This is a genomic window from Curtobacterium sp. VKM Ac-1376 (assembly GCF_015351025.1).
In the GTDB taxonomy this organism is placed as follows: Bacteria; Actinomycetota; Actinomycetes; order Actinomycetales; family Microbacteriaceae; genus Curtobacterium.
Map to the genome: position 1 here is coordinate 116,486 of NZ_JADKRV010000007.1, position 15,901 is coordinate 132,386.

At 71.5% G+C, this 15,901-nt stretch carries 17 protein-coding genes; 4 read left to right on the forward strand and 13 right to left on the reverse strand.

Going from position 1 to position 15,901, the window contains the following annotated elements; translation table 11 throughout:
* Positions 1-4: 4 nt before the first annotated feature.
* From ITJ56_RS10540 to ITJ56_RS10595, 12 genes are all read right to left on the reverse strand, one after another.
* Complete coding sequence (locus tag ITJ56_RS10540) at positions 5-916, reverse strand: hypothetical protein (RefSeq protein WP_194630496.1); 912 nt, start codon at positions 914-916, stop codon at positions 5-7.
* A complete protein-coding gene (locus tag ITJ56_RS10545) occupies positions 891-2,945 on the reverse strand; it encodes a flagellar biosynthesis protein FlhA (protein WP_194630498.1) in 2,055 nt (684 codons plus the stop codon). Before ITJ56_RS10545 ends, ITJ56_RS10540 begins: the two co-directional genes overlap by 26 nt.
* The gene (locus ITJ56_RS10550) at positions 2,942-4,135 is read right to left on the reverse strand and encodes an EscU/YscU/HrcU family type III secretion system export apparatus switch protein (RefSeq protein WP_194630501.1); all 1,194 of its coding nucleotides are present in this window, start codon (positions 4,133-4,135) and stop codon (positions 2,942-2,944) included. Before ITJ56_RS10550 ends, ITJ56_RS10545 begins: the two co-directional genes overlap by 4 nt.
* A gap of 4 nt (positions 4,136-4,139) precedes the next feature.
* Positions 4,140-4,898, reverse strand: a complete 759-nt coding sequence (locus tag ITJ56_RS10555) for a flagellar biosynthetic protein FliR (protein WP_194630502.1) — start codon at positions 4,896-4,898, stop codon at positions 4,140-4,142.
* A complete protein-coding gene (gene fliQ, locus ITJ56_RS10560; protein WP_194630504.1) occupies positions 4,898-5,173 on the reverse strand; it encodes a flagellar biosynthesis protein FliQ in 276 nt (91 codons plus the stop codon). Before fliQ ends, ITJ56_RS10555 begins: the two co-directional genes overlap by 1 nt.
* Positions 5,174-5,182: 9 nt before the next feature.
* Positions 5,183-6,019: a flagellar type III secretion system pore protein FliP gene (fliP, locus tag ITJ56_RS10565; protein WP_194630506.1), complete on the reverse strand. Its 837-nt coding sequence runs from the start codon at positions 6,017-6,019 to the stop codon at positions 5,183-5,185.
* A complete protein-coding gene (locus ITJ56_RS10570) occupies positions 6,016-6,543 on the reverse strand; it encodes a FliO/MopB family protein (protein ID WP_194630508.1) in 528 nt (175 codons plus the stop codon). Before ITJ56_RS10570 ends, fliP begins: the two co-directional genes overlap by 4 nt.
* 7 nt (positions 6,544-6,550) lie before the next feature.
* Positions 6,551-7,255, reverse strand: coding sequence for a flagellar motor switch protein FliN (gene fliN / locus ITJ56_RS10575; RefSeq protein ID WP_194630510.1), 705 nt, complete (start codon positions 7,253-7,255; stop codon positions 6,551-6,553).
* Positions 7,252-8,133, reverse strand: coding sequence for a flagellar motor switch protein FliM (locus ITJ56_RS10580; protein WP_194630512.1), 882 nt, complete (start codon positions 8,131-8,133; stop codon positions 7,252-7,254). The genes fliN and ITJ56_RS10580 overlap by 4 nt, the downstream gene beginning before the upstream one ends.
* 104 nt (positions 8,134-8,237) lie before the next feature.
* A complete protein-coding gene (locus ITJ56_RS10585; RefSeq protein WP_194630514.1) occupies positions 8,238-9,161 on the reverse strand; it encodes an OmpA/MotB family protein in 924 nt (307 codons plus the stop codon).
* A 1-nt stretch (position 9,162) separates the two neighbouring features.
* Positions 9,163-10,002 (reverse strand): motility protein A, encoded by an 840-nt coding sequence (locus ITJ56_RS10590; protein ID WP_194630516.1) that lies wholly within the window; start codon positions 10,000-10,002, stop codon positions 9,163-9,165.
* Between the two features lies 1 nt (position 10,003).
* Complete coding sequence (locus tag ITJ56_RS10595; protein WP_194630518.1) at positions 10,004-10,306, reverse strand: flagellar FlbD family protein; 303 nt, start codon at positions 10,304-10,306, stop codon at positions 10,004-10,006.
* A 270-nt stretch (positions 10,307-10,576) separates the two neighbouring features.
* Between ITJ56_RS10595 and ITJ56_RS10600 the strand changes: the two genes are divergently transcribed.
* The 4 genes from ITJ56_RS10600 (at position 10,577) to ITJ56_RS18430 (ending at position 14,957) form a co-directional block, all read left to right on the forward strand.
* Entirely contained in the window at positions 10,577-12,145 is a 1,569-nt protein-coding gene (locus tag ITJ56_RS10600; RefSeq protein ID WP_194630520.1) for a helix-turn-helix domain-containing protein, read from the forward strand.
* A 145-nt stretch (positions 12,146-12,290) separates the two neighbouring features.
* Complete coding sequence (locus tag ITJ56_RS10605; protein WP_194630522.1) at positions 12,291-12,431, forward strand: hypothetical protein; 141 nt, start codon at positions 12,291-12,293, stop codon at positions 12,429-12,431.
* Positions 12,432-12,547: 116 nt separating this feature from the next.
* Positions 12,548-14,149, forward strand: a complete 1,602-nt coding sequence (locus ITJ56_RS10610; RefSeq protein ID WP_323749779.1) for a Na+/H+ antiporter — start codon at positions 12,548-12,550, stop codon at positions 14,147-14,149.
* Positions 14,150-14,678: 529 nt separating this feature from the next.
* Positions 14,679-14,957, forward strand: a complete 279-nt coding sequence (locus tag ITJ56_RS18430; protein WP_323749780.1) for a pentapeptide repeat-containing protein — start codon at positions 14,679-14,681, stop codon at positions 14,955-14,957.
* Here the strand turns inward: ITJ56_RS18430 and ITJ56_RS10620 are convergent.
* Complete coding sequence (locus tag ITJ56_RS10620) at positions 14,927-15,874, reverse strand: GlxA family transcriptional regulator (RefSeq protein ID WP_194630525.1); 948 nt, start codon at positions 15,872-15,874, stop codon at positions 14,927-14,929. The two genes, ITJ56_RS18430 and ITJ56_RS10620, sit on opposite strands and share 31 nt — an antisense overlap.
* Positions 15,875-15,901 lie beyond the last annotated feature (27 nt).

A 15,901-nucleotide genomic window follows, 5' to 3' on the forward strand; every position in this document is an offset into this window, starting at 1 on the left:
CCGGTCAGCCTAGCGACACCACGGGGACCCCCAGCAGCTCCACGGACTCGGGCGTGGCGGTCTCCCCCGCACCGATCGCGACGACCCCCGCCACCGGCAGGCGGTCGGCCACCGCGGACACCATCGCCGCGGAGTCCGCCAGCTTCCGGCCGACGTCGACGACGACCCACACCTGGTCCGCCTGCAGGGCGGCACCGGTCGCGCGGTCGTCCCACGCGGCGACCGCGAGCACCGCGTGCCCGTCACGGACGCCGTCCGCACGCGCCAGGATCGCGCCGCGTCGGTCGGCGGCGTCGGACGCGCGGAGGGCGTGCCGGAGCGCGAACAGGCCGGCGGCCGCGTCCACGTCGTTGGGTCGGCCGACCAGCAGCACCAGATCGCCGTGTGCGGACCGCACGGCGGGTGCGGTGGGCCGGACCGCAGGCACGGCCGGGGCCGCGTCGACGGCGCCGGACGGGCCTCCCGGCGGTGTGTCGATGACGGCCTGGAGGCGCGGGTCGACCCCCGCGGGCACGTCCGGACCGGACGGCACCCGCGGCGGGCGCGGCGCGCTCCCCGTGATCCCGTCCGCCCGGAACCCGTCGAGCACCGACGCGAACGCGTCGGCCCGCGTCGTCGCGGTGCCGTCGGTACCGGCGATGCGGGCTTCGGCCTCCTCGGCGTCGGCGAGGAGCGCCGCGATCCCGACGCGCTGCACGGGCGAGTCGGCGATCAGGACACGCGCGCTGGGCTGCTCCCCTGGTTCCGGCACCTCGACGGTGGCCTCGACGTGCGCCCTGCGGAACAGGCCGCCGAACCCGGGCGTGGTCACGCGCTCGGCCGCGACGATGCGGGCGCCCGCACCGAACTCGGTCCGGACGGCGTCGCGGACGGACTCGAGCGTCGCGCCGCTACGCTGCAATCGGGTCGGCGGCACGGACCACTCCCACGGTCTCGATGGCGGATCCCGCGGCGGTGGCCTCCTGGTACGACAGCACCGGGAGCCCGTTCGACTGGGCGGCGACCATGCGGTGCACGGCCGGGCGGAGCTGCGGCGCGCAGACCAGGACGGCGGAGAGCCCCTGGTCCTCCACCGAGCGCACGGCGTCACGGACGGAGCCCAGGACCTGCTCGATGCGGTGCGCGTCGAGGACGATCTGGCTGCCCTGCTCGGACGGCCGGAGCCCCTCGAGCATCGACTGCTCGAGCATCGGGTCGATCATGATCACCCGCAGCGTGCCGGCGTCCGTGTGACGCGCGGCGAGGGCCGGGCCGAGGGCGGCGCGGGCGGACTCGACCAGGCCCTCGGGGTCGGTCGACACCTTGGCCCGCAGGGTGAGTGCCTCGCAGATCCGGCCGAGGTCGTTGATCGGCACGCGCTCTGCGAGCAGGCCCTGCAGCACCCGCTGCAGCTCGGCCATCGAGAGCATGCCGGGGACGAGTTCCTCGACCGCGGCGGGGTTGACCTGCTTGACGCCCTCGGTCAGGACCTTGACGTCCTCGCGGGTGAGCAGCCGTGCGGCGTTGTCGCCGATGACGGCCTGCAGGTGCGTGACGAGCACGGAGACGCGGTCGATCACGGTCGCGCCGGTCATCTCGGCGGCGTGCCGGAGTTCGGCGGGGATCCACTTGCCGGTCAGGCCGAACACCGGCTCCACGGTCGAGGTGCCGGGCAGGCCGTCCAGGTGGTCGCCGAGCGCCAGGACGCTGCGGGCGGGGGCGGTTCCCCGACCGGCCTCGACCCCGGCGATGCGGATGGCGTAGGTCGACGGCGGCAGGTCGATCGAGTCGCGGGTTCGGACCGGCGGGACGACGATGCCCATGTCGATCGCGATCTTGCGGCGGAGCGCCCTGACGCGGCCGAGCAGGTCGTCGGAGGCACCGGACACCATGTCGACCAGGTCGGGCGCCAGCAGGATCTCGAGGGCGTGCACGCGCATCTGCTCGAGCAGGTCCTCCGGGGTGTCGCCGGTCGGCGCCGCGGCCGCGAGCGCCTGCTGTTGGGCGGCTTCGGCCTCGGCGCGAGCGGCGTTCCGGCCGATGCGCCAGCCCGTGAACAGCAGGGTCGCGCCGACGAGCAGGAACGGCAGGATCGGCATGCCGGGGATGAACCCCATGGCGATCGCGGCGACGCCGGCGATCATCAGGGCGTTCCGCGACTGCGACAGCTGCGTCGCGGCCGAGGAACCCATCTCGGACTCGGCGCCGGAGCGGGTGACGATCATGCCCGTCGACACGGCCATCAGCAGCGCGGGGATCTGCGTGACCAGGCCGTCACCGATGGTCAGGATGCCGTACTTCGACAGGGCGTCGGTGGCGGACAGGCCGTTCTGCAGCACGCCGATCGCGATGCCGCCGATCAGGTTGATGATGATGATCAGGATGCCGGCGATCGCGTCGCCCTTGACGAACTTCGAGGCGCCGTCCATCGCGCCGTAGAAATCGGCCTCGGCGGAGACCGCGGCCCGGCGCTCCTTGGCTTCCTGGTCGGTGATCAGCCCGGCGTTCAGGTCGGCGTCGATGGCCATCTGCTTGCCCGGCATCGCGTCGAGGGTGAAGCGCGCCCCGACCTCGGCGACGCGCTCGGCGCCCTTCGTCACCACGACGAACTGGATGACGATGAGGATCAGGAAGATGACCGCGCCGATGATGATCGAGCCGGACACCGCGACGTGGCCGAAGGCCTGGATGACGTCACCGGCGAAGCCCTCGCCGAGTACGAGCCGGGTCGAGGCGACGTTGAGCCCGAGCCGGAACAGCGTCGCGACGAGGAGCAGCGACGGGAACACCGAGAAGTCGAGCGGCTTCTTCACGAACAGCGTCGTGAGCAGGATCACCAGCGCCAGCAGGATGTTGATGATGATCAGGAAGTCGAGCAGGAACGACGGCACCGGCAGGATCAGCAGCAGGATGATGCCGACGATGAACACCGGGACGACGAGCTTCGGCAGGTCCGTGCGCTTCACGCTGGGGCTCCCTCTGTGATGGACGGTTCGGTGCGGGGGGTGCGGAGCTTGCGGGGGCGCAGGTCACCGGTCAGCGTGGCCGGGTCGATGACGCTCGCGACCTCGTCGGGGGTGGTCGGCCGGGGCGGTGCGTGGGTGCCGGCCGCCGTGCCCCGGGCCTTGAGCGCCATCACGAAGGACAGCACCCGGGCCACCGGAGTGTAGAGGTCGACGGGGATCTCGTGCCCGAGCTCGCACGCGGCGTGCAGGGCACGGGTGAGCGGGACGTCGCGGACGATCGGCACCCGCTCGTCCTCGGCACGCGCACGGATGACGTCGGCGACGGGGCCGGCACCCTTCGCCACGACGCGCGGCGCGGACTTGCCGGGCTCGTACTTGATCGCGACGGCGTAGTGGGTCGGGTTGGTCATCACGACGTCGGCGGTGCCGATGGCCTGGATCATCCGGTTCCGGCTCATCGCGAGCTGCCGCGACCGCCGCTGGGACTTCACGAGGGGGTCGCCGTCGCTCCGCTTGTTCTCGTCCTTGACCTCGCGCTTCGTCATCATCGTGCGCTTCCGGTTCCGGCGGATCACCACGAACACGTCGAGGGCGGCCAGGACGAGCCCGGCGACGATCGCGGCGCGCAGCAGCGTGCCCGAGCCGGCGGCAGCGGCCTCGAGCACGGCGGACAGCGGCAGCGAACCGCTCGTCATGAGCACGGGCATGAGTCCCTGCACCGCGAACCAGAGCACGAGCCCGACGACGGCGGTCTTCAGCAGCGCCTTCGCACCGTTCCAGAGCGCCTGGGTGCCGAACACCCGCTTCAGCCCGGCGATCGGATCGAAGTGCTCGGGCTGCGGCGTCATCTTCCGGAAGTGCACGCCGCCCTGCGCGACCGCGGCGGCGAGGACGGCCACGGCGACGACCGCGAGCATCGGGCCGAGGGTCGCGCCCAGCGATCCCAGGGCGTCGGCGAGCAGGGCCCGCACCGCACCGATCTCGGGGTCCTCGATGACCCGCTGCACGGCGAGCAGCTGGTCCTGCCCGGCGGCGGCGGCATTGCCGATCGCGGCCGGGATCATGAGCGCCGCGACGGCGATGCCGATCCACGCGCCGAGGTCCTGCGAGCGGCCGACCTGGCCCTTCTCGTGCACCTCGCGCATCCGCTGCTGGGTCGCCTGTTCGGAGCGTTCTCCGCTGTCGGACACGTCGTCACCCCCGTCCCGTGATCGCCTGGACGGCGTCGCCGGTCAGTGACGACACCACCGAGGGCAGGGCCATGAAGAGCGCACCGGCGAACAGGACGGTGAGCCCGATCTTGATCGGGAACCCCATCTGGAACGCGTTGAGCGCCGGGGCCACGCGGGTGAGCAGGCCGAGCCCGACGTCCGCCAGGAACAGCACGACGACGAGCGGTCCGGCGATCTGCAGCGTTGCGAGGAACATCTGCGACATCGCGGCGACGAGCATCGCGGCGAGCCCGTCGACCGCGAACGTGCCGGTGAGCGGCACCGCGTCGAACGACCGCACGAGCCCACCGACGATGAGCTGGTACCCGCCCGAGGTGAACAGCAGCGCGAGCGCCGTCATCTGGAACAGGCGGGTGAACTGGGCACCGTTCACCTGGGACTGCGGGTCGAACGCCTGCGCCAGGGTGAACCCGCCGAACAGGTCGATGAGCGCACCGGCGGACTGCACGGCCGCGAACACCAGGAACACCAGGAACCCGAGCGACAGCCCGACGACGAGCTGGGTGAGCAGCGCGAGCAGGAACGGCCCCGTCTCGAGCGATTCGTACCCGACGGCGACGCGCGGGGCGACGCCGATGGCGAGGCCCAGCCCGAGGATCACCTTCACGGTGCCCGGGAACGCACGGTACGAGAACGGCGGCGCGATCACGAAGAACGCGACGAGCCGGACGCCGGCGAGCATCGTGGCCTCGAGCCGGTCGGCGTTGACGGCGAGCTCCATCAGCCGTGCCCGAGCAGCCTCGGGATCATGTCGAAGGCGACGTGCGTGAACGCGATCATCTCCGAGATCATCCAGTTGCCGCAGATCACCAGGGCGATCGCGACGGCGACGGCCTTCGGCACGAACGAGAGCGTGACCTCCTGGATCTGCGTGACCGACTGGAACAGCGAGATCGCGAAGCCGACGACGAGCGAGGTCACGAGGACCGGGGCGGCGAGCTTGCCCGACACCAGGAGCGCCTGCAGCACGAGGTCGATGACTGCCTGCTGGTTCATGCGTGCCCCCTAGACAACGTGGTAGCTCTCGATGAGTGACGTGATGATGAGGCCCCAGCCGTCGACCAGCACGAAGAGCAGGATCTTGAACGGCAGCGAGATCATGACCGGCGGGAGCATCATCATGCCCATCGACATCAGGGCGGCGGAGACGACCAGGTCGATCACCAGGAACGGGATGAAGACGACGAACCCGATGATGAACGCGCTGCGGAGCTCGGAGATGATGAACGCCGGGATCACGGTCGTCATCGGCACGTCCGCCATCGACTTCGGGTTGTCGAGGCCGGCGGCGCGGGTGATCAGGGCGACGTCCTCGTCGCGGGTCTGGTGGAGCATGAAGGTCCGCAGGGGCTTCGTGCCGATCTCGACCGCCTGGGCGAAGTCGAGCTTCCCCGCCAGGTAGGGCTGCAGCGCGTCGTCGTTGATGTGCCCGAGCACCGGTGCCATCACGAACAGCGACAGGAACAGCGCGAGGCCGGCGATCACCTGGTTCGGCGGGATCGACTGCAGCCCGAGCGCGTTCCGGGTCATCGCGAGCACCACGAAGATCTTCGTGAACGACGTCATCATGAGCATGAGCGCCGGTGCGACGCTCAGGAGCGTGATGCCGATCAGGGTCACGACCGCCGACGACGGGGTGCCGTCGGGGCCGTTCACGCTGACGCTGAAGTCACCGGTCGTGGGGGCCGTCGGGGTGGCCGGGGCGGAGGGCTCGACGACACCGGCCGCGTGGGCGCCGGTCGCGGTGAGCATCAGGAAGCCGGCGACGACCGCCGTTCCGAGCAGGACGAGGGCGAGCAGCCGTCCGGACCGGGCCAGCCGCGGGGACCCCACCGCAGTCACCCGGTCCGCCGGTTCCGGACCGCGGCTGCGGCCTGCCGCCAGGTGTCGACCGACAGGATCGAGCCCTGCAGCTGCTGCACGGTGGGCACCGTGGTGCGCTGGGCGCGCCGGTTCCGCGGGCGCATGGGCAGCGGCTCCGCCGCGGCGGCCGGGAGGCGCTGTTCGGCCTGGTCCTGTCGCTGCAGCTCCTGCGAGAACGCGTCGGCCGACGGCGCGGAACGCACCGGCAGCGCCACCGGCCCGGTCACGATGGTGAGATCCGGCGCGGGCGCCGGCCCGCTCGTGAGCAGGTTCACCCCGTGCTCGGACACACCGAGGACGAGGCGCTCCCCCTCGACGTCGACCACGATGACGCTCGCCTTGCCGCCGATGCCCTGCCGGCCGACCACCTCGACCGTCGCGGCACGCCGACCGGACGGCTTGCCCGAGAAGCGCTTCCGGCTCGCGCGGTGCAGCACCCACATGAGGGCGAGCACGACGCCGAGCGACAGCGCGACGCGGAGGGTGACCAGGAGGGTGTCCACGTGCGGGTCAGACGGTTTCGGCGACGTCGAGGATGCGGGTGATCCGGACGGCGTAGTCCTGGTCGACGACGACGACCTCGCCGTGTGCGATGAGCCGCCCGTTCAGCAGGACGTCGGCGGGGGCGCCGGCACTGCGGTCGAGTTCGACGACGGCGCCCGGCTCCATGCCGAGCACATCCCGCACCGACATCCGGGTGCGGCCGATCTCGACCGTGAGGGTCATCTCGACGTTGTTGATCCGGCCGAGGTTGCCGGCGGGGACGTTCGCCACGACGGGGGCCGAGACGGTGCCGTTCTCGCGCACGCGGATGCCGAACCACCCGGCGGGCAGACCACCGCCGGTCAGCTCGAACACGACGGTGTCCGGGTCGACGAGCAGGGACGCGGCCGACTCGCGGCTCGCCTCGCCGAGGACACCGACGCCGAGGACCCCGGCTGCGGCCTCGAGCGACGGCCGCAGCACGTCGGTCACCGCGACGAGGCCGTGGTCGGTGCCGCCGGCGGCCCTGATCGCCTCGAGGTCGGTGAGCACGAGCGCGAGGTCGGCCGACAGGCCGCCGACGAACGACGCGACCACGGCGTCGGCCGCCGCGTCGAGCACGACCGGTGTGGCGCCTCCAGGCAGGAGCACCGCGCGCAGTGGAGCGGCCATCGGCAGCTGCGCCGCGAGCGACTCGGCCGCAGTGGTCTGGAGAGTGGTCGTTTCGGTCATGCGTGCTGCTCCGTGCTCGGGGTGGTGACGACGATGCCGGCGAGGCGCGAGCCGTTCGCGCCGACCGCGGCGGTGCCGACGGGTTCCCCGTCGACCGCGATGGTGAGGGGCCGGTGCTGCGGGTGCGGCAGCGGCAGGACGTCGCCGACGGCGAGCCGGAGCACCTGCGTCGGCAGCACGGTCGCCGGCGCGAAGCGCAGGCTGACACCGACGGGCACGCTCTCGAGCTGCGCGTCGAGCAAGGCTCGGGCGTCGGCCGGCGACACGTGCGCGGCGGCCTCGCCGAGTTGCGGCAGGACGGCCTCGGCCGGCAGGGCCAGCGTTCCGGGGGCGACGCGGTCGCCGACGCGGATCGAGAACGACGCGACGATCATCAGGTCACCCTTCTGGGCGGCCTGGGCGAACTGGCTGTTGAACTGGAACCCGCCGACCGAGACGTCCTGCACGAGCAGCCCCCCGAACGAGTAGCGGAGGTCGTCGAGGGCATCCTCGACGATCTTCCGGACCAGGGCCTGCTCGATGGGCGTGAAGGTGCGGTCCGGTGTCGGGAGCGGCTTCGAGGCGCCGAGCGCGTGCGACACCCACGTCAGTGCGGCATCGAGCGGGACCTGCAGGACGCCCTTCGGGATCACCTCCGCGATCGGGAGCAGCACCATGCCGGTGAGCGCGGGCAGCGACGCGGCGTACTCGTCGTAGGTCGTCATCTGCACCTGCTCGCAGGTGACCTGGCTGACCGCGCGGACCTTCGCAGTGAGCTGCGTGCCCCACTGGCGCGCGAACGTCTCGAAGGCGAGCTCGAGGACCCGGGCGTGCTCGCGGGCGAGCGTCGACGGGCGTGCGAAGTCGTACACCTCGAGCGCGGGCAGGGTCTCGGTCACGGGTGCGTCTATCGGTCGCCCGTGCCGCACCCGTCAGTGCCGTCCCCCGGCTGTGCCTCCTTCTGGGGGCGGTCGGGCTGTCGCCCGTCCGCTCGTTCGTTCGTTCAGCCCTGGTGGGCTCCGTCCTGCGCCTTGGCGAGCGCCGGCATCAGGGCGCTGACGTCCTGGTCGGCGTTCGACAGGACCACGATGTCGACCCGGCGGTTCAGGGCGAGGTCCTGGTCCGTGCCGCCCTTCGCGAGTGGGCGGCTCGAGCCGAACCCGACGCTCTGCACGTGGTCGCTCGGCATCCCACCCCGCTCGACCAGGTCTCGGAGCACGCCGGTCGCCCGCGCGGCGCTGAGTTCCCAGTTCGTGGCGTACGGCGCCGTCGAGTTCCGCTGGTCCGCGTGGCCCTCGACGCTGACGTCGTGAGCGGAGGTCTTGAGCACCGGCGCGATCGCGTCCATGATCGACCGCGCCTGGTCGGACAGGTCGGCGCTGTTCGTGCCGAAGTACGTCTCACTGCCGATCAACCGGACGATCAGTCCGCGGGCGTCGACCGTGAACTGCACGTTGGCGGTCTGGCCCGCCTTCGCCAGGTTCTTCTTGATGGCGCTCTCGATCGCGGTGAGGTCGTCCAGCTCCTTCTCCGCTTCGGCGACGTCCTGCTTCGTCGCGGTCACCGGCACCACGGTCGACGCCGGGTCGACGTTCGTGTCCTCTGCGCCCGACGACGCGGTGGAGTGATCGGCCTGCGACTCGTCCGTCGAGTAGCCGGAGCCGTCCTCGACCTGGTCCTTCGTGACCACCGTGCCGCTGGCGGTGTCGACCTTCTGGGACTCGACCTCGCCGAAGCCCGTCGCCAGGGAGTTCTTCAGCGCGATGTACTTCTCCTGGTCCACCGTCGACATCGCGAACAGCACCAGGAACATGCACATCAGGACGGTGATCATGTCCATGTACGAGGCCATCCAGCGCTCGTCGGGGTGCTCGGCGTCGTCGTGGGACTTCTTCGCGCGGCCGCGGCCTCGGGGGTTGGCGCTCACGTCAGGCCGCCAACTGCTGCTCGTCGGCGTCGCCGCCCTTGCCCTTGCCGCTCTTCGCCGTGCCGCTCTTGCCCTTGCCGGCCGTGTCGGCGCGCGCCGCCGGAGGCACCATCGCCTTGAGCCGTTCGCCGAGCAGGCGGGGCTGGCTGCCGGCCTGGACCGCGAGCAGGCCCTCCATCAGCAGTGTCTGCCGGTCCGACTCGAGCTGCGCGAGCTTGCGGAGCTTGCCGCCGATCGGCAGCCACATGAAGTTCGCCGTCAGCAGGCCCCACAGGGTGGCGACGAACGCGCTCGCGATGAGCGGACCGAGCTCGTCCGGCTTGCCGAGGTTCGCGAGCACGTGGGTGAGTGACACAACGGTGCCGATGATGCCGACGGTCGGGGCGAACCCGCCGAGGCCCATGAAGAAGGCGCTCGCGCTCCGCATCGGGGAAGCGTTCGACTCGATCTCGTCCTCGAGCAGGATCCGCAACTCGTCGCCGTCGGTGCCGTCCGCGATGTTCTGCAGCGCCTTCTTCATGAACGGGTCGTCGTGCTTGTCGGCCTCCTGCTCGAGGGCGAGCAGGCCGTTGGCCCGAGCGGTCTCAGCGAGCCCCACGACGTCGTCGATGACCGACTGCGGCGGCGTGACCTTGCCGGTGAACGCCTTCGACACCGCCGTGAAGCTCGCGATGGCGTCCTTCAGGGTCGTGCTCGCGATGCCGCAGCCGATGGTGGCGCCGAACACGAGCAGCATCGGAGCGGGCAGGAACAGGCCGCCGAGCTCGACGTGCTCCATCTGCACCATGCCGAAGAGCGCGCCGAAGGCGAGCAGGATGCCGACGATCGTCGCGATGTCCACGTCAGCGCCCCCCGTCCTGCGCGCGGCCGTGCTGCGGGGTGCGGAGGGCGGCGACCGGGGCGAGCGTCGGCTGCGGGCCCGTGCTCGTGCTCGAACGGGGGGCTGCGTCGGTGCCGTATGCCATGCCGACGATGCGGGCACGGTACGCGGCGATGAGGTCGATCACGTCGGCCATCGATTCCCGCACGATGTACTTCGCGCCGTCGACCATGATGAGCGTCGTGTCCGGCGTCTCCTGGATCCGCTCCACGAGATCGGGGTTGACAGCGAATCCGCTGCCGTTGAGTCGTGTGACGACGATCATGGCCCGTCCTGGTTGTCGATCGTCCCGCCGCCGTCCGTGGGGCAGGATGCGGGCCCGTCCGTGGGCCTGCACCGGGGACTATCGGCGGGTGCGGTGGTGGCGTTAGCGGGGAACGGCCCCGACGCAACGCGATCGTGCGGCGCAGGCTGACCGATCCCTGAGCGACTTCGTCCCCCGAATTCTCAACTGTGACGTATTCGAGACCTCTGAAGACGTAACCGGTGGCGATCCTCCACTGCTTTATCTCATGAGCGTGTTAGCGTGGCGCCCATGTCCGACACCACCACCGTCGTCTCGCCGGCCACTCCGGCGACCGCAGCACCCCTCCGTGAGGTCGGCGCCCTGATCCGGGGCGCCCGCAAGGGCCGCAGCATGACCCAGGCCCAGCTCGCCGAACGCGTCGGCACCAGCCAGAGCGCGATCAACCGCATCGAGCAGGGCGGGCAGAACCTGTCCCTCGAGATGCTCACCCGCATCAGCGACGCCCTCGATCAGCAGATCGTCTCCATCGGCGGCGCGCCGCAGCGTGCCCACCTCCGTGTTCAGGGCGGCCGGAAGCTCAGCGGTTCCATCGCGGTGAACTCCAGCAAGAACGCCGCCGTGGCGCTGCTCTGTGCGTCGCTGCTGAACCGCGGCGTCACCCGCCTGCACCGGGTCGCCCGGATCGTCGAGGTCGACCGCATCATCGACGTGCTCCGCAGCCTCGGCGCGAGCGTCACCTGGTCCGAGGACGGCGAGACCCTCGAGATCGTCGCCCCCGACGACCTGCGCCTCGACGCCATTGACGCCGACGCCGCCCGCCGAACCCGCAGCGTCCTGATGTTCCTCGGTCCGCTGAGCGGCCGGTACGAGTCCTTCCGCCTGCCCTACGCCGGTGGCTGCGACCTCGGCACCCGAACCGTCGAGCCGCACCTCATCGCGCTGCGCCCGTTCGGCGTGGACGTCGAGGCGACCTCCGGCTGGTACGAGGTCGACGTCGCGAACCAGGCCGTCCCGACCAAGTCGGTCGTCCTGACCGAGCGTGGTGACACCGTGACCGAGAACGCGATCCTGGCCGCTGCGGCCCGCGACGGCGAGACCGTCATCCGCAACGCCAGCCCCAACTACATGGTGCAGGACCTCTGCTTCTTCCTCGAGCTGCTCGGCGTTCGGATCGAGGGCATCGGCACCACCACGCTCCGCATCACCGGCAAGAGCCGCATCGACGAGGTCGTGGACTACTGGCCCAGCGAGGACCCGGTCGAGGCGATGAGCCTGCTGACCGCTGGCATCGTCACGGCGTCCACGCTCACCGTCACCCGTGCGCCGATCGAGTTCCTGGAGATCGAGCTCGCCACCCTGGCCGAGATGGGCCTGCGGTTCGACGTCAGCGACGAGTACGCCGCCGCCAACGGCCGCACCCGGCTCGTCGACATCACGGTGCACCCGTCCGAGCTGCACGCACCGATCGACAAGATCCACGCGATGCCGTTCCCGGGTCTGAACATCGACAACCTGCCGTTCTTCGTCGTGATCGCCGCCATGGCCGAGGGCACCACGCTCGTGCACGACTGGGTCTACGAGGGCCGGGCGATCCACCTGCTCGACCTCACCCGACTCGGTGCGAGCGTCACGCTGCGCGACCCGCACCGCCTCGACGTCACCGGCCCGACGCACTTCTCCGGCGCGGAGATCAGCTGCCCGCCGGCACTGCGTCCCGCCGTGGTCATCCTGCTGGCGATGCTCGCGGCGAAGGGCGAGAGCGTCCTGCGGAACGTCGGCATCATCGCCCGCGGCTACGAGCAGCTGCAGGAGCGCCTCAACTCGCTCGGTGCGTCCATCGAGACGTTCCACGACTGACGCGACAACTCACCCGCGCGGCCTGACGGCCCGTCCCCGCAAGTGGGGACGGGCCGTCACCCGTTCTGCGGAGTCCCCACGGGCCTCCAGGCCGATGCCCAGGAGCGCTCCATGGGTCGCCCGGCCCGACCGTGCTCGATGGGGGATGGCCACGAGATCGCTCCTGACCGTCCCCCTGCTCATCACGGTCGCCGCCGCAGCAGTGGCGTGGGCCGTGCTCGGGGGGTCGTCCCTGCCGTGGCGGGCGTGGTGGCGGCGGGTGGTGCGGCGGCCGCGCGCGGTGTGATCCGGCGGGTGGTGCGGCGCGTCATGCGCTGTGGTGCGGCGTGCCGTGCGGCTGTTCTGGAAGGATCCATCGTGGATCGGCGTTGACTGGCGGGTCGGACGACGATCGGAGTGCACGTGCTGGGACCGGAACTGGTGGTCGTGCTCGGCCTCGCCATCGCGCTGACGGCGGCCGTCGCCGACCGCATCCGGATCGCACCACCCGTGCTGCTGCTGGTGTTCGGCGCCCTGCTCGGGCTCGTGCCGGAGTTCGCGAACGTCGAGCTCCCCGCCGAGGCCGTGCTGCTGCTGTTCCTGCCGGCGCTGCTGTACTGGGAGAGCCTGACGACGTCGCTTCGTGAGATCCGCAAGAACCTGCGCGGCATCGTCCTGATGGGCACCCTGCTCGTCGTGGTCACCGCCGGTGCGGTCGCCGTCCTGCTGCACCTGCTCGGCATGCCGTGGGGGCCGGCGTGGGTGCTCGGCGCCGCGGTGGCCCCGACCGACGCGACCGCGGTCGGCGTGCTCACGAAGATGCTGCCCCGACGGAACGTCACGGTGCTCCGCGCCGAGAGCCTGGTGAACGACGGCACGACCCTGGTGGTCTACGGCATCGCCGTCGCCGTGACCGTCGGCACGCAGGAGCTGACGTTCTGGGGCGTGTCGGGGATGCTCGCGCTCTCGTACATCGGTGGGATCGCGGCCGGGCTCGCCGCCGCCTGGATCGGCACGATGGTGCTGCGGCGCGTCGACACCGTCGTGCTCGAGAACCTCGTCACCCTGCTCGTGCCGTTCGCCGGGTTCCTCGCCGCCGAGGCGATCGGAGCCTCCGGCGTGCTCGCGGTCGTGGCGGCGGGCATCGTCGTCAGCCAGGTCGGTCCGAAGCTCGACCGCGCCGAGACCCGGCAGCAGGTGCGCGCGTTCTGGTCGTTCCTGACATTCCTGCTCAACGGCGCACTGTTCGTGCTGGTCGGCATCGAGGCGATGGTCGCCGCCCGCGCGCTCGACCCCGCCGACCTGCTGCGCGGGACCGGGATCGTCTTCGCGGTCGCGGTGCTGCTCGTGCTCGTGCGCTTCGCGTTCCTGAACGCCGCAGGCGGGACCATCTGGCTCGTCACGCGACGCACCGGTGGAGAACCGCGCGAGGGGCACCGCGACCGGCTCGTCAGCGGGTTCGCCGGGTTCCGGGGCGCGGTGTCGCTCGCCATGGCCGTCGCCGTGCCGCGCACCCTCGAGTCCGGCGGTGCCTTCCCCGAGCGCGATCTCATCGTCTTCGTCACCGCCGGGGTGGTCATCGTCACGATCGTCGGGCAGGCGCTCGTGCTGCCGGCGGTCCTTCGTCGCGCCGCGCTGCCCGAGGACGAGTCCGTCAGCGAGGAACGCCGCTACGCCGAGCGCACCGCGATCGAGGAAGCCCTCGATGCGCTGCCCCGTCTCGCACGGTCGACCGGGGCGGATCGCGCCACCGTCGATCGGCTGCGGAAGGACTACGAAGCGCACCTCGACGTGATCGAGGCCCGCGAAGGCGACGATGACGACCACCCCGCGCTGCAGCGGCACGACAACGCGGTCGCCCTCGAGCTCGCACTCGTCCAGCACAAGGCGAGGACCCTGTTGCGCCTGCGCGACGCCGACGAGATCGACGACCTGGTACTGCGCCAGGTGCGCGCCGGGTACGACGCGGAAGAGGCGCGGCTGGACGGCATCGAATCGGTGGCGTCACCGCCCACGTCGTCGTAGGGCGATTCCGGGCACGCCTGGTCGAAGCGGGCGTGCCCGGTGTGTAGTCCCGACCAGGTACGCCCGTTTCCCGTCCCCATCGCACCGGGAACGCTAGCCTGGCCGCAGTGATCCTCCGTCTCTCTCGGTGACGCACTGGTCACCCAGCACCACCGGTCCGCCCTGCGCGCGGACTGCGGCAACTGCTTCGCGCTCTGCTGCACCGCCTTCGGGTTCCAGCGCTCCGCCGACTTCCCGATCGACAAACCAGCCGGCACCCCGTGCGCCAACCTGGCTGACGACCTCTCCTGCACCATCCACCAGGCGCTGCGGCCGCGGGGGTTCCGGGGCTGCACCGTCTTCGACTGCTCCGGTGCTGGCCAGTTCGTGTCCCAGACCCTCTACGACGGCGTCAGAGCGCCGAGGTGCGGGGCCGGTACCGTGCCGGTGCGGATGACGCTCCAGACGGCCTGCTGTGAGCGGGGGCGGACCTCGCCGGTCGCGACCTCCGGGCGCGGTCGCTCCGCGGGGCCGACCTGCGGGAGCCACGGTGGTCGCTGCGGACCTGCGCGGCGTCGACCTGTCCGGCGTCGACCTGCTCGGCGCCGACCTCCGGGATGCACGGGTCGACGGAGCGGACCTCTCCACGGCGGCGTTCCTCACGCAGGCGCAGGTGAACGCGGCACGCGGGGACTCCGCCACTGGGCTGCCCGACGGGATCGACCGGCCGTCACACTGGTTGTCGACGGTGGCCCCGGTCTCGCCAGCGGCACCGCGCTCGGACCGCGGGTCGATCGCTCAGGACCGCGCGTCGAACCGTCGGCGGTAGCTCGAGGGTGTGCTGCCGAACGCCACGGCGAAGTTCTGCCGCAGCGTGACCGGGTTGCCGAACCCACACGCTGCGGCGATCCGGTCGACGGGCAGGTCGGTGGTCTCGAGCAGCCGACGGGCCTCGTCGAGACGGCGACTCCGCACCCAGGCCGCCGGAGTGGTGCCGGTCGACACCTTGAATGCCCGGACGAAGCTGCGGCGGCTCATGTGGGCCGCCGCAGCGAGTCGGTCGACGCCGAGCTCCTCGCCCAGGTGTTCCACCGCCCAGGCCGATGCCGTCGCCACCGGGTCGTCGCCCCGACGCTGCACGACCGGCCGCTCGATGTACTGGGCCTGCCCGCCTTCACGGTGCGGCGCGACGACCAGGCTCCGCGCGACCCGGTTCGCCGCCTCGGCGCCCAGCCGTGTCCGCACGACGTGCAGGCACGCGTCCAGTCCGGACGCCGTGCCCGCCGAGGTCAGCACGTCGCCGTGGTCGACGTAGAGCACGTCGGCGTCCACGCTGACGTCGGGGTGTGCGGCGGCGAGCCGGTCGACCTCGCGCCAGTGCGTCACGGCGCTGCGTCCCGCGAGGGGCCCGGCACCGGCCACCGCGATCGACCCGAGGCACAACCCGACCACCACCGAGCCGCGGGCATGCGCAGCGACGACCGCCTGCTCGGTCGGTGTCGGCAGTCGGGTGCCGTCGTCGGTCCAGGACGGCACCACGACCAGGTCGGCGTCGGTCGCTGCATCGAGCCCCCGCACCGGGCCGAGTGTCAGCCCCTCGGCGGACCGGACCGAGCCGGGCTCGTCGGAGAAGACGACGGTCTCCCATTCGGCGAGCCCGAGACGGGTGACCTCGTCGAACACCATCTGCGGGACCGACAGGTGGAACATCGTGATGCCGTCGAAGGCGTAGATCGCGATCCGCACGCAGGACTCCTCCGGTTTGGCCTGGAT